Annotated in this window: 12 protein-coding genes; 7 read left to right on the forward strand and 5 right to left on the reverse strand. The window is 71.5% G+C overall.

Annotation, left to right across the window (positions count from 1 at the left end):
- Window positions 1-9: 9 nt before the first annotated feature.
- Complete coding sequence (locus tag ABFX50_RS05570) at window positions 10-1,182, forward strand: MFS transporter (RefSeq protein WP_346143816.1); 1,173 nt, start codon at window positions 10-12, stop codon at window positions 1,180-1,182.
- A gap of 18 nt (window positions 1,183-1,200) precedes the next feature.
- On the opposite strand, the gene ABFX50_RS05575 is transcribed toward ABFX50_RS05570, so the two are convergent.
- Window positions 1,201-1,791: a hypothetical protein gene (locus ABFX50_RS05575; protein WP_346143818.1), complete on the reverse strand. Its 591-nt coding sequence runs from the start codon at window positions 1,789-1,791 to the stop codon at window positions 1,201-1,203.
- Between the two features lie 68 nt (window positions 1,792-1,859).
- On the opposite strand from ABFX50_RS05575, the gene ABFX50_RS05580 reads away from it, so the two are divergent.
- A complete protein-coding gene (locus tag ABFX50_RS05580; protein ID WP_346143820.1) occupies window positions 1,860-2,480 on the forward strand; it encodes a TetR/AcrR family transcriptional regulator in 621 nt (206 codons plus the stop codon).
- Here the strand turns inward: ABFX50_RS05580 and ABFX50_RS05585 are convergent.
- Window positions 2,459-5,569: a bifunctional cytochrome P450/NADPH--P450 reductase gene (locus ABFX50_RS05585; RefSeq protein ID WP_346143822.1), complete on the reverse strand. Its 3,111-nt coding sequence runs from the start codon at window positions 5,567-5,569 to the stop codon at window positions 2,459-2,461. The two genes, ABFX50_RS05580 and ABFX50_RS05585, sit on opposite strands and share 22 nt — an antisense overlap.
- Before the next feature lie 54 nt (window positions 5,570-5,623).
- Here ABFX50_RS05585 and ABFX50_RS05590 point away from each other — a divergent pair, with 54 nt between their 5' ends.
- The 4 genes from ABFX50_RS05590 (at window position 5,624) to ABFX50_RS05605 (ending at window position 8,404) form a co-directional block, all read left to right on the forward strand.
- The gene (locus ABFX50_RS05590) at window positions 5,624-6,178 is read left to right on the forward strand and encodes a TetR/AcrR family transcriptional regulator (RefSeq protein WP_346143824.1); all 555 of its coding nucleotides are present in this window, start codon (window positions 5,624-5,626) and stop codon (window positions 6,176-6,178) included.
- 101 nt (window positions 6,179-6,279) lie between these two features.
- The gene (locus ABFX50_RS05595; protein ID WP_428834682.1) at window positions 6,280-7,122 is read left to right on the forward strand and encodes an NAD-dependent protein deacetylase; all 843 of its coding nucleotides are present in this window, start codon (window positions 6,280-6,282) and stop codon (window positions 7,120-7,122) included.
- An 88-nt stretch (window positions 7,123-7,210) separates the two neighbouring features.
- Window positions 7,211-7,699, forward strand: a complete 489-nt coding sequence (locus ABFX50_RS05600; protein WP_346143828.1) for a methylated-DNA--[protein]-cysteine S-methyltransferase — start codon at window positions 7,211-7,213, stop codon at window positions 7,697-7,699.
- 21 nt (window positions 7,700-7,720) lie between these two features.
- Window positions 7,721-8,404 (forward strand): 2OG-Fe(II) oxygenase, encoded by a 684-nt coding sequence (locus tag ABFX50_RS05605; protein WP_221241014.1) that lies wholly within the window; start codon window positions 7,721-7,723, stop codon window positions 8,402-8,404.
- 86 nt (window positions 8,405-8,490) lie between these two features.
- On the opposite strand, the gene ABFX50_RS05610 is transcribed toward ABFX50_RS05605, so the two are convergent.
- Genes ABFX50_RS05610 through ABFX50_RS05620 form a run of 3 tightly spaced genes read right to left on the reverse strand, consistent with a single transcriptional unit; the run spans window position 8,491 to window position 10,271 of the window.
- The gene (locus ABFX50_RS05610) at window positions 8,491-9,021 is read right to left on the reverse strand and encodes a GNAT family N-acetyltransferase (RefSeq protein WP_346143830.1); all 531 of its coding nucleotides are present in this window, start codon (window positions 9,019-9,021) and stop codon (window positions 8,491-8,493) included.
- A gap of 8 nt (window positions 9,022-9,029) precedes the next feature.
- A complete protein-coding gene (locus ABFX50_RS05615; RefSeq protein WP_346143832.1) occupies window positions 9,030-9,590 on the reverse strand; it encodes a type 1 periplasmic-binding domain-containing protein in 561 nt (186 codons plus the stop codon).
- 48 nt (window positions 9,591-9,638) lie between these two features.
- The gene (locus ABFX50_RS05620; protein WP_346143834.1) at window positions 9,639-10,271 is read right to left on the reverse strand and encodes a DUF2278 family protein; all 633 of its coding nucleotides are present in this window, start codon (window positions 10,269-10,271) and stop codon (window positions 9,639-9,641) included.
- 158 nt (window positions 10,272-10,429) lie between these two features.
- Here ABFX50_RS05620 and ABFX50_RS05625 point away from each other — a divergent pair, with 158 nt between their 5' ends.
- The gene (locus tag ABFX50_RS05625) at window positions 10,430-12,190 is read left to right on the forward strand and encodes an alpha/beta hydrolase (RefSeq protein WP_346143836.1); all 1,761 of its coding nucleotides are present in this window, start codon (window positions 10,430-10,432) and stop codon (window positions 12,188-12,190) included.
- Window positions 12,191-12,685 lie beyond the last annotated feature (495 nt).

Here is a 12,685-nt window from a genome sequence, read left to right on the forward strand (position 1 = left end):
GAGTCCGGCGTGACCACACCCCCCAGGTCGCCGGCGTTCGCGCTGGCCGCCATCTCCATGGCTCTCACCGCCGCCTACATGGTCCCCACGATGCTCCCGACCCTGATCGAGACCCTCGGCTCCGGTCTCGGCCTGAGCATGGAGGGCGCGGGCTTCGTCGGCACGGGCGCCCTGCTCGCCTCCGCGGTGACGGGAGTCCTGATCACCCGACGTGCCGCCAGACCCGGCAGGGCACGGGCGGCCGTCGTCAGTCTCACGGCGATGGTCACGGGCTTCCTGGCCGCCGCGCTCGTCCCCGTGCCCGCCCTCGCGATCGCCGGCATCCTGCTCGGCGGGGTCGGCGGCGGCGCGGTCCTGTCGCTGGCCAGCGCGGGAATCGCGGCCATGGCCAACCCCGACAGGGCCACGGGGGTCGGGCTCATCGCCAGCACGGTGATCGGCTCGGGCATCTACATGGCGCTCCCGCTGTTCGGCGGAGGGCTGGCGGTGACCGTCGGCTCGATCGCGGTGGTGTGCGCCGCGACCGTCCCCTTCATGCGCGGCATGCCGGAGGCGCCGGTGGAGAGCGCCGCCTCCGCCGGCCCGCTGGGGTCCAGAGGCGCGGGCCTGGTCCTGGTGGCGGGCATCTGCCTCTGGGGCGCCTGCGAGTACGCCCTGTGGGCGGTCACAGGCACGATCGGCGTCGACGAGATCGGCATGGACGAGGGTGTCGTCAACCTGATCCTCTCAGGGTCGCTGTTCGCCGGGCTGATCGGCGGCGGCGTGGTGGCGGTGATCGGCGACAGGTACGGCAGAGCCGTGCCGCTGGCGGTGTTCCTGCTGCTCGGCGTGGCCTCCAAGGTGATGATCGCGGCGGGAGGGACCCCCGCGATCTACACCACGGGCCAGCTCCTGTGGAACCTGACCTACCAGGGGGCGCTCACCTACATGATCGCCATCGCCGCCACCCTCGACGCGAGAGGACGATGGGCGGTGCTGGCGAACGCCGCGTTCGGCTTCGGCACCGCCCTGGGACCCGTCGCGGGAACCGGGATCCTGTCGGCCGGCGGGATCGGCGGGCTGTCGGCCGTCCTGGTCGCGGTCAGCTGCGCCGTGGTGATCCCGCTCGTCGCCGTCGCCCGCAGGTCCGGCGCGATCAGGGGCGAGCCGGGAGCGGAGCGGCACCCGGTCGCCCCCGTGTGAGGCCCCGGCCGGTGAGCGCTACGACGGGAGGGCGCCGGCGGGCCGCGCCAGGGCGGCGGCCCGCTCGCCCGACCACAGCCTGGAGGCCATCCAGGCCACGCCGACGGCGGCCAGCACCAGGCCCGCCAGGTAGACCGGCAGAGGTACGGCGTTGCGCAGCGAGCCCGGCACCATCCCCGCGGCGTAGAGCACGACCGCGATCGCGGGCGGCGTCCCGGCTCTCAGCGCCGCCGCCGCGAACACCAGCACCCCCGCCACCAGGACCACGGAGGTGACGAGGAAGGCCCGCCCTGTCCCTCCTGCCAGCAGCCCCGCCACCACGCCGGGAGCCAGCAGCGGGAAGACGAAGTGCAGGGTGTACTCGATGGCGAAGGCGCCCGCCAGCCCCGCCGCGTTGAGCAGGTAGCCCGCCACGCCGAGGCCGCCTGCCGTACGGCGGATGAGCAGGTAGATCCCGGTGATCGCGAACAGCCCCGTGAGCGGCGCGAAGGGCGCGACGGCGTGGGTGAAAGCGGTCTCGGGCAGCAGGCCCGCCCTGCGGGCGATGTTGACGATCAGCAGGACGGCGCAGGCGAAGCCCGCCACCGCCGTGACCCGGTAGAGCTGCATGGCGCAGGTCCCTTCTCTCGGTCATAACGCTCGTTATCATCTGTGTTATTGACCGTTAGGGTGAGAGGGTGGGCCAGACCGTAAGAACCTCGAAAGAACTCCTCGACGCGGGAGTGCGCGTCCTTCGCGAGCAGGGGGCCGCGCACCTGACCCTGAGGAGGGTGGCCGAGGCCGCGGGCACGTCCACGATGGGCATCTACACCTGCTTCGGCGGGCGCACCGGGCTGCTCGAAGCCATCTACCTGCACGGCTTCCACGCCCTGCGCGACGCGCTGACCGCCGCTCTGGCGCCCTGCGGCGACCCCGTCGACCGCGTCATGGCCGTGGCGGCGGGCTACCGCGCGTTCGCCCTGTCCGACCCCTCGCTCTTCGCGCTGATGTTCGAGCGGCCGCTACCCGACTTCGACCCCTCGCCCGAGCTGCGGCGCGAGGCGCTCGAGTTGACCTTCCACCTGCTCGCGGACGCGGTGGAGGCGGCGGGGCTCGGCCGCCACGGAGAGCCGGACAGGGCGGCCTACCTGGTGTGGACGACGATCCACGGCATCGTCGGCATCGAGCTCACCCACGCGCTGCGCAGCCCGCTGCCCGGCTGGTTCCTCGACTCGCGGGAGGAGGGCGAGCGGGTGCTCGACGAAGGCGTGCGCGCCCTCCTTTCCGGGCTGCGCGATCAGGCGAACACGTCCTGCTGATAGCGGCCCTCGGCCTCCAGCCCCGCCAGCCACGCCTCGGCGTCGCCCTCCGCCCTTTCGCGGTGGATCGCCAGCAGCGCCTGCCGTACGGCCGGAGCCATCCGCAGCCCGTCGCCGCAGACGTAGACGTGCGCGCCCTGCTGGAGCAGTTCCCACACCGCGTCGGCCTGCGCCGCCACGGCGTCCTGGACGAATCGGTAGGGATGCCCCTCGACCGCGGAGAACGCCGTGTGCACGCGCACCCCCTCGGCCGCGGCCCACGCCTCGACCTCCTCCTTGTAGAGCAGGTCGTGCTCGGGGTGACGGCACCCGGTGAACACCTCGGCCCTGCCCTGGGCCCCGGTCAGCGCCCGCTGCTCCATGAAGCCGCGCAGCGGCGCGAACCCGGTGCCAGGCCCGACCAGGACGACCGGCGTGGCCGGGTCGTCAGGCAGCCTGAACGGCGGCGCGGGCACCCTGATGTAGCCGTAGAAGACCTCGCCCTCGCCCAGCCCCGCCAGGTAGGCCGAGCACATGCCGCGGTAGGCGCCGCCACCCGACCACGCCGGCCCCTCCACGAGCCCCACGGTGATCCGCACCCTGCCGGGCTCGGCCAGCGGCGAGGAGGAGATCGAGTAGTAGCGCGGCCGGATCGGCCCCGCGAGCTCGAGGAAGACCGGCAGCGGCAGCTCCACGGCGGGGAAGCGCTCCAGCAGCGTGAGCACCGACAGCCGCTTGGCGAGCACCTCGTCGGCGTAGTCGGCGGTCAGCGCCGCCAGCTGGCTTCTGGTCCACGGGCAGCCGGTGTGCGCGGCCAGTGCCTCCAGGTCGGAGCGGGTGGCCACCTCCTGCAGCTCGGCGAAGTCGGTGAGCAGCAGGCCCGCTGTCACGGGGGTGTCCACCGGCAGGTGCGTGTGCCCGTGGGCGCGCAGCCGCACGACCCTGTCGCGCGGGACGCGCAGGCAGCGCAGCGCCCACTCCACCAGCTCGGGATCGTTCTTGGCGAACACCGCCAGGTGGTCGCCAGGCTCGTACTCCACGCCCTCGGGCAGCTCGGCCACGATCGAGCGGACGCCTGGACGCGGCTGCTCCAGCGAGAAGTCCCACAGGCCCGTGGGGTCGCCGGTCAGCTCCCTGTTGGAGACCACGGTCAGCGGGACGGCGCGCTCCGACACCACGGCGGGCCGCACCTCGGCCTCGGTGAGCACCTCCATCTCGTAGCGCGGCCCCGCGTCGGCCGCCGAGGCGCTGTACTCCTGCGCCAGCGCCGCCCACAGCTTCGCCGTCCACGCCGAGACGTCGCCGTCGAAGTCGCCGTCGGCGTCCGCCTCTCCACGTTCGACCAGCGGGACGGCGCCCGCGGCCGTGAGCTTGTCGAAGGCGCGGCGGGGGAAGTCCTGGTAGGTGGGCCACTGGGTGTTGCCGCAGCCGAGCAGCGCCAGCCGTACCCCCGACAGGTCGGGAAGGTCGTCGAGGGCGTCGAAGCGCTGGGCGTTGTCGGGCGCCTTGCCGTTGTAGGAGGAGGCCACCACCAGCAGCAGCCCCTCGGAGGGAGGCTCCAGGTCGTCGAGGCTGGTCAGCGTGGTCGCGAAGCCGGACCTGCCGGCCCGCTCGGCGAGCCGTTCGGCGATGTCGGCGCAGGTGCCCAGGTTGGAGCCGTAGGCGACGGTGAGCGCCACGCCCGTGACCGCGATGTCGTGCTGGTCGGCCTGCTCGGCGGGCAGCTCGTGGACGGCCGAGCGCTCGTGCGGCCTGCGCTCGCGCACCCTAATCGTGAAGCCGTCGGGCTTGAGGGTGAGCGTCTGCTTGATCTCCATCCGGTAGACGGCGGGGTCGGAGACGGCGAAGCGACGCAGGATCATCGCCAGCGCCAGCCGTGCCTCGGTGAGCGCGAACTGCCGGCCGATGCAGGCCCGCTCGCCGTTGCCGAACGGCTTGTAGGCGGCGGGGTGGTGGTTCTTCTTGTTCTCGGGCAGCCAGCGGTCGATGTCGAACTCCTCCGGCCGCTCCCACGCCTTGGGGTGGCGCTGCAGTGACGGCAGCAGCACGACGATCTTCTGGCCCTTCGGCACCGGGTAGCCGCCGATCGTGGTGTCCTCGTAGGCGTTCACGCCGTACGCGGGGATCGGCGACCAGATCCGCAGCGTCTCCTCCAGGATGCGCGGGATCACCTCGAGCTTCATGATCGTCTCGTAGGTGGGCGGCTCGTCGCCCGGCAGCAGCCTGTCGACCTCGTCATAGGCCCTGGCCAGCGTGTGCGGGTCACGCAGCAGGTTGTACATCGCGAAGGAGAGCAGGCCGCTGGTCGTCTCGTGGCCGGCGATGAGGAAGGTCAGGACCTGGTTGCGGATGTTCTCGTCCGACAGCCGCTCGCCCGTCTGCGGGTCGGAGGCCTCCAGCATGAGACCTAGCAGGTCCTTGGTCCCGCCGCCGCCTTCGGCCCTGCGCTGCCTGATCACCTCGTCGACCAGCTCCTGCATGACGGCGATGTCGTCGCGGTAGGCCAGCTCCTGTCTGCGCCTCATCTTGGTGACGATGGGCAGCTGCTGGAGGCGGAGCATGGCCTCGGTCAGCGCGCCGCCCATCGCCAGCAGGAACGGGTGCAGCTCGGGAGAGTCGAAGGAGCGGAACCTGTACCCGAACCCGGTGAGGGAGATGGTGTCGAGCGTGAGCCTGGTCATGTCGTCGGTCACCGGCAGGTCCTGGCCCTGGCGGCCCGCCCACGACTCGGTCAGCTGCTCGGCCACCTCCAGCATCTGCGGGAAGTAGGCCTTCATCGAGCGCTGGCTGAAGGCGGGCATGAGGATGCGGTGCGCGTGACCCCAGACCGGCTCGTCGTGCCTGGCGGTGAACAGCCCGTCGCCGGCGAAGTCGCGGACCGTGCTCAGCGGGGGATCGATGCCCTTGTAGAAGCGGGTCTCGTCGCTGACCTCGGCGACCAGGTCGGGGTCGTAGACGAACAGCACGCGGCGGCCGACCAGCTCGAGCTGGAAGATCCCCTCCTCGTACCTCTTCGCGACCTGCTCGAAGTGCAGGGCGGGCGCGTGCGCGGGCACCTGCAGCGTGTTGCCGAGCAACGGCAGCCCTTGTGGGGCCGGAATCGTCTTCATGAGCACTCCCCAGGAGTAGCCATACACCGTATGGTTGACGCTACCATACGGTGTATGGCAGTGAGCGCACGGCGGGGGACGCCCCTGACCCTCCAGGAGATCCTCGGCACCGCCCTGCGGCTGATCGACGCGGGCGGCGTGGAGTCGCTGTCCATGCGCAAGCTCGCCGCCGAGCTCGACGTCAACCCGATGTCCCTCTACCACCACGTGGCCAACAAGACGGAGCTCATCAGGACGGTGTGCCTCAACGTGGCGCCCACGCTGCAGCCGCCGGCCGACGACGGTGCCCCATGGCCCGACCAGCTGCGCGCGCTCGCCCACGCCTACCGCAGGCTGGCCCGCACCCACCCCGGGCTGTGGCGGTACGTGCACAACCACCCCGAGGTCATCGAGCCGAGGCAGGGCGGGCTGTGGGAGGTGCTCGACCGGATCCTGCGCGCGGCGCAGGTGCCGGAGGACGAGCGGGAGCGTACGGCGGACGTGCTGCACGCCTTCGTCTCGGGCTTCGTCCTGGCGGAGAACCTGGGCCACATCGCCGAGGAGGAGAGCGAGCCCGCCTTCGACACCGCGATCAACCTGATCACCGCAGGCCTGCGCGCCCACCGCTGAGCCCGGACGCCGCGTCGTGGGTAAGCCGAGCCTTCGGGCACCATGGAAGGGTGACGCAGGCGGTGCGAGATGAGGTGGGCCGGGCGGTCCCCGCGTTCGACATGCTGGTCGACCTCGTCGGCGACGGCGGGGTGCTCGTCCTGAGCGGAGCCGGGCTGTCGACGGAGTCGGGCATCCCCGACTACCGGGGCGAGACAGGCCGCAGGCGCAGGGCGGAGCCGATGACCTACCAGGCCTTCGTCGGCAGCGCCGCCGCCAGGCGGCGGTACTGGGCCCGCAGCCACCTGGGATGGCGGCACATCGCGCACGCGGGCTGGAACGCCGGCCACCGCGCCGTCGCGGGCCTGCAGTCGATGGGGCTGGTGAGCGGCATCATCACGCAGAACGTGGACGGCCTGCACCAGGCGGCGGGCGCGGAGCAGGTGGTCGAGCTGCACGGCAGCCTGCACCGCGTCGTCTGCCTGTCGTGCGGGGAGCGCACCTCGAGGGAGTGGCTCGAGCAGCGGCTGAACGCGGCCAACCCCGGCTGGCTCGGCGCCGCCGACGCCATCAACCCCGACGGCGACGCCGTCCTCGCCGACGACCAGATCGGCGCGTTCGAGGTCGTCGACTGCGCCGGCTGCGGCGGCCTGCTCAAGCCCGACGTCATCTTCTTCGGCGAGAACGTGCCGCGCCCCCGCGTCGCGAAGTGCTACGAGCTGACCGAGCAGGCCGGCCTGCTGCTGGTACTGGGCTCCTCGCTGACCGTGATGTCCGGCTACCGGTTCGTACGGCGGGCGGCCGACCACGGCGTACCCGTCGTGATCGTCAACCAGGGCCCCACGCGCGGCGACGGCGACGCCCACCTCGCCCTCGACGCCCCCCTCGGCCCCACTCTCACCGCGTTGCTGGCGAGGTTCGGCTGCGAGCCCGGATCGCTCGGGGGCGTCGCCGGAATGTCTTAGTCCGTCGCCTCTCCCGCCTCCCAGCGCGAGGTCCGAAAACCGCCGAGGTCGGCGGCTGGAATCGCGTTGTACAAGGCGAGGAGGAGAGATGACCGTCTACACCACGACCGAGAGCCCGCTGGGCCCGTTGCTGCTCACCGGGGACAAGGACACCGACGGCGTACGGCTGACGTCGCTGACGTGGGCCGCTGCCGTCCAGCCCGGGTGGACCGAGGACGCGGCGGCGTTCGCCGCGATCACCGGCCGGCTGCGCGCCTACTTCGACGGCGACTTGCGCGACTTCGACCTGCCCCTGGCCGGAGGGGGCACCCCGTTCCAGCAGAAGGTCTGGAGCGCGGTGGAGAGCGTTCCCTACGGCAGCACGATCACCTACGGACAGCTCGCCGAGCGGATCGGCGCGCCAAGGGACCGCATCCGCGCCGTCGGCGCGGCGATCGGCGCCAACCCGCTGCTGATCGTCAGGCCCTGCCACCGCGTCATCGGCGCGACGGGGTCGCTGACCGGATACGCGGGCGGACTGGAGCGCAAGCGGCTCCTGCTCACCCACGAGGGCGCGCTCCAGCCGCTGTTCGTGTGACCCCTCCACGGAAGGACGACCATGATGAATCCTGAGGCATGGGCGCAGGAGATGGACGCCTACGGATGCGCGCCCACGGGCCCGCTCCTCACCGAGGCGCAGTGCCGCGAGATCGCCGGACTGTACGACGAGGTCGCGCGGTTCCGGTCGACGGTCGACATGGAGCGCTACAGGTTCGGCAGGGGGCAGTACCGCTACTTCGCCCAGCCCTTCCCCGACCTTGTCCAGGAGTTGCGCAGCACGCTCTACCCGAGGTTGCTGCCCATCGCCAGGGACTGGGCCGCGAGACTGGGCAAGCCCGCCCCCTGGCCCGACAGCCTGGAGGAGTGGCTGGAGATGTGCCACGCGGCGGGACAGACCAAGCCCACCCCGATCCTGCTGCGCTACCGCGAGGGCGACTGGAACGCCCTGCATCGCGACCTGTACGGCGACCTGGTCTTCCCTCTGCAGGTCGTGATCGGCCTGGACAGGCCGGGCGACGACTACGACGGCGGCGAGTTCCTGCTGGTGGAGCAGCGTCCGCGTGCCCAGTCCCGCGGCACGGTGACGCTCCTGCGGCAGGGCCACGGCCTGGTCTTCACCACCCGTGACAGGCCCGTGCGCTCGGCGCGCGGCTGGTCTGCCGCGCCCGTACGGCACGGCGTCAGCACCGTGCGGCGGGGCCTGCGGCACACGCTCGGCCTGGTCTTCCACGACGCGGCCTGACCACCACGGCCAGGCCGGCTCTTTCAGATCATCTGATCGTCGACTGATGCGCGGTGGGTGCGGATCGGGCGCCGAAGACGCGATTCTCAGGGCAAAGCCTTCGCGAGGACGACGCTGTCGTAGTTGGTGACGTCCCACCGCCACGTCCCGATCGGCACGTATCCGCGCCGGCGGTACCAGGCCACGAGATCTTCCGCTGCCGCGGAGGTGTCGATGACGACGTGTGTCGAACCCAGGGCGGCCATCCTGCCCTCCGCCAGTGTCAGAAGCCGGTGTCCCAGCCCGCTTCCCCGCTGTGACGGATCCACCGCCAGTTGCCAGAACGACCCCGCTCCTTCGGGTGCGGGGTAGCCGGCGGGAGCGGTGTGGGGGGCGGACACGGTGACGGTCCCGACCAGCGCGTCATCTCTCGTGGCGATCCAGCACTCGCCCTTGCTCAGGCGATGCCGGGTGTCTTGTGGAGACTGGTAGGAGGCGAAGAAGATCCGCCCGGCTGCGGCGTGGTCCGCGTACGCACGGTGGAGCAGGAGGGTCACCTCCTCCACGGAGTCACCCTCGTGGAAGCGCCGCACCTGGACCGATTCCCGCGTACTCGTGCCCGTCGAGTCGATGTTCATCCCGGCAGTCAACAGCAGACGACCGCAACCCCGAGCGACGGCCTGCATCGCCGTCCCCGCGGGGTCGGGGTCGACCGCTGTGAGCGGCGGCGCTGGTGCGGGCCAGATGGCTGTCGACACCGACGGAGGCCAGCAGGTCGCCGGGCACGTCGCCCCCACGCTCCCGCCACCAGCAGCAGACCTGGCACCAGCCACTGCGGCGGCACGTAGACGGCGTCGTGCCGGTGATCGAGGATCTCCGCGGCTGCCGAGACCGCGCTCGTCTCGAGCTTGTCCGGCCGCGCCAGCACCAGGATCGGCTCGGTCCCCTTGTCGGCTGTCCACTCCCTGTAGGTCTGCTGGGCATCGGCGAACCAGGACCACCCGATGTCCACGGAGAGCATCGCGATGCTCCGCGCCCCCGCCTCGGCGAGGTGGTCGAGCACCATCGCCGTGCTGCCCGCGCTGTCGGCCGCCACCCACCACGGGCCCTCCGCGCGCGCGACGTCCCTGCCGATGGTCACGACGGGCACGCCCAGCTTGTCGAACATCGCGACTCTGTTGTCGAGGGGCAGGGGGTCCACCACCATGCCCCCGTCCACGCTGAAGCGCCGCCGTCGGTCTGCTGGCCGGCTACCTCAGCCTGGCAGGGAGCGTCCTGCTGGCCTGAGATCGCTCGGGACGGGGTGGCCCTCCTCGTCGGTGCGGTCCGACTGTGTGGAGAACCTGGAGACGAAGACGTCGAAACCGCCGTCGGGCCGCTCGGTGAGTGTGGCGCCGTCCTGCCAGATGCCGTTCTCGTCCCACCACTGCGAGCCGTACGGGTCGCCCTGGTTCTGGTGGATGTTGTGCACGCCCAGGCCCTCGTCGAACGGCTCGCCGAAGATCAGCACGCGCCGTCCTGGAGTGAGCAGGGGCTCCAGGGCCCGCGCGGCGTCCAGGTTCGTCCCCGAGACCCACGACCCTTCGCCCTCCACGAAGGCCGGGTGCCGGTAGTAGTCGAGGGCCCCCGAGTTCCGGTCGCGGGCCAGCTCGTGGAAGCCCGCCGCCAGGTGGGCCGGCGGTCCCAGCGCGCCGGGCGCGATCGTGAACGCCCTCCACCGGACGCCGGTGGCCGACTGCTTGCTGTCGACGTCGACCGCGCATCGGTGGACGCCGAGCGGCGCGCTGACCTCGATGTTCACATGGAACCAGCGGCCCTGCGTGTCGGGCCTGTCGCGATAGTGGCGGCGCACGGTCCCCACGAGCACGCCGTACCGGTCGAGTGGCACGCCGTCACGTCCTTTCCTCTCGGCGGTTCAACAGGAGTATCGGGCCAGGACCGCTCCCGCGCCTGAGTACGCCGTACTCACCGCATTTCCCCAGCAATGTGGGTGAGTCGACGATCACCTGAGAGGCGGCCCGCCGTGCTGCCATCCTGGACCGCGTCATGGCGGATCACACGGCGGCCCTCGAGGCGTACGGGCGAGCAGCGGCGCTCGCCGCCGAACACCACACCCACCTCGACACCGCCATGCGCCTCATGCGGTCGCACGCCTGGGTCGGCGGCGGCGCCCCCGCCTTCACCGCCGCCCTCGCCCGCCACCGCGCAGGCCTGCAGTCCTCGCTGACCGTCGCCCTGACCACCCTGGCCCACCTGGTCGTACGGCAGGGCGGACCCGCCCCCGCCCTCCCCGCGCTGACCACCTCGGTCACCACCATGAGCGCGACCCCCGGCACCTTCCAGGGCATCGACCCCCTGGCGATGTCCGCCCTGATCTCGGCGCTCGAACACGCGGGCCAGACCCTCTCGGCGGCGGGCACCCGCCTGGCGGCGGAACTCTCCGCCCACGGCCTGCCCGCCGAACCCGGGCACTCCCTCGGCAGGATCGCCGACTGGTCCACCACCCACAGCGCCGACCTGCGCCGCCGCCTGACCCGCATCCAGCAGACCGTCCCCGGCACCTCGCTGCCCGCCGGTCTCGCGGCCCACGACCTGTTCGCCGCCCACGCCACGGACCCCGCCGCCGCCCAGGCCCTGCTCGCCCGCCTCGCCGGCGGCGACGGCGACGCGGTCATCCGCCTGCTCGACCTCCAGGACCAGGGCGGGGACCCCGGCCTGGCCGCCCGCGTCCACGCCTGGTGGCACACGCTGACGCAGGGCAGCCGGGAGGAGCTGATCCGCCTGCCGGGGCTGGGCCTGCTCAACGGCCTGCCCGCGAGCGTCCGCGACCGCTCGAACCGGCTGGGGCTCGCCAGCCAGAAGGCCGCGCTCAAGGGCCGGCTCCACGCCGCCGCCGCCGAACTCGACCGCCTCGACGACCCCACCCTGTTCGGCGGCTGGGAACGCCTCGCCAACCAGCTCCGCCGCATCGAGAACATCGAAAGAGAACTCCAGCCGGTCGCCGGCCACCCGCCACCCCTCCTGCTGGCCTTCGACGTGAACGGACAGGGACGACTCATCGTCTCCTGGGGCGACCCCGACACCGCCGACACCACGGTCACCTCCGTCTCCGGCCTCACCTCAGGCCTGGACGCCGCCCCAGGCGACCTCCAACGCTCCCGCGCCCTCTGGCAACAGGCCACCGCCACCAGTGGCTCGCGGAGCATCGCCGCCATCACGTGGCTCGGCTACGACGCGCCCCAGATCGACCCGGGCGTCTTCGACCCCGCCAAGTCGGTCGCCTTCGGCCACGCCGCCGCCAAGGGCGCCACGGCCCTGGCCTCCTTCGCCGACGGCCTGCGCGCCGCCCACGAACCGTCCTCCACGGCCCGCGCCGTGATCGTCGGCCACAGCTACGGGTCGCTGACCACCGGCAAAGCCGCCACCCTCCGCCCCGGACGGCTGGCCGACGACCTCATCTTCGTCGGCAGCCCTGGAGTCGGCGTCGACCACGCCACGGAACTGGGCGTGGCTCCGGGACATGTGTGGGTAGGCGAGGCAGGCAACGACCCGGTAGCCGCCCTCGGCCGCTTCGGCGCCGACCCAGGAAACGCCTCCTTCGGCGCCCAACACTTCCCCGTAGGCAGAGACGTCTACACCAGAGCTCACAGCAGCTACTGGGACCCCGCCTCGGTCTCCTTGGCGAACATGGGCCGCATCATTAATGGGCAATACGACAAGGTGGCCGGCCCAGAGTCGCACAACGCTCAGCCACAGCCGTTGATGCCTGAACTTGCCCCCGACCTGGCGCTCCGCCCGCAAAGGTGATCCACATTGCTCCGCGCTCTCGTGCTCGCTCTCGCCCTCGTTTCTCTGATTGGCTGCACTGTGAACCAACCGACTATCACCCAGTCGCATGCTCTCAGCCGGGTCGAGCAACTCATCCGCGAAACTGCTGCCGCGTTGCAACCCCAGCCTCGGCTGGAGCTCCTTCCTTCGTCGGTTGCTCCCAACACTTGTCTCGCCAAAGAGGGGTCGGAGAAGCAGGTGGTGATTCATAGGGCCTACTGGCTGCGAGATGTTCCCCAGAGCGCGAACATGAGCATTGCTCACCAAGTTCGGGCTCGCTGGGTGGAACAGGGCCATGTGATCACCGCAATAGGCGGTTTCCAGGCCGGAGCACCCACAATCCATGGTGAGTCGATGCCTGATGGGTATCTCTTGGGCCTTATCTGGGCGGAGGGAGATGATCTCTACCTGGCAGCGACCTCTCCCTGCGTCTGGCCTGACGGGACGCCTGCGCCGGCCGATCGTTGACATACC

It is taken from the genome of Nonomuraea recticatena (genome assembly GCF_039533245.1).
In the GTDB taxonomy this organism is placed as follows: Bacteria; Actinomycetota; Actinomycetes; order Streptosporangiales; family Streptosporangiaceae; genus Nonomuraea; species Nonomuraea roseola.

Excerpts from the sequence above, each read along its gene's own strand:
- ABFX50_RS05575 (WP_346143818.1), bottom strand. The coding sequence starts at position 1,791 with ATGCAGCTCTACCGGGTCACGGCGGTGGCGGGCTTCGCCTGCGCCGTC.
- ABFX50_RS05585 (WP_346143822.1), bottom strand. The coding sequence starts at position 5,569 with ATGAAGACGATTCCGGCCCCACAAGGGCTGCCGTTGCTCGGCAACACG.
- ABFX50_RS05590 (WP_346143824.1), top strand. The coding sequence starts at position 5,624 with ATGGCAGTGAGCGCACGGCGGGGGACGCCCCTGACCCTCCAGGAGATC.
- ABFX50_RS05595 (WP_428834682.1), top strand. The coding sequence starts at position 6,280 with ATGCTGGTCGACCTCGTCGGCGACGGCGGGGTGCTCGTCCTGAGCGGA.
- ABFX50_RS05600 (WP_346143828.1), top strand. The coding sequence starts at position 7,211 with ATGACCGTCTACACCACGACCGAGAGCCCGCTGGGCCCGTTGCTGCTC.
- ABFX50_RS05605 (WP_221241014.1), top strand. The coding sequence starts at position 7,721 with ATGATGAATCCTGAGGCATGGGCGCAGGAGATGGACGCCTACGGATGC.
- ABFX50_RS05610 (WP_346143830.1), bottom strand. The coding sequence starts at position 9,021 with ATGAACATCGACTCGACGGGCACGAGTACGCGGGAATCGGTCCAGGTG.
- ABFX50_RS05615 (WP_346143832.1), bottom strand. The coding sequence starts at position 9,590 with ATGGTGGTGGACCCCCTGCCCCTCGACAACAGAGTCGCGATGTTCGAC.
- ABFX50_RS05625 (WP_346143836.1), top strand. The coding sequence starts at position 10,430 with ATGGCGGATCACACGGCGGCCCTCGAGGCGTACGGGCGAGCAGCGGCG.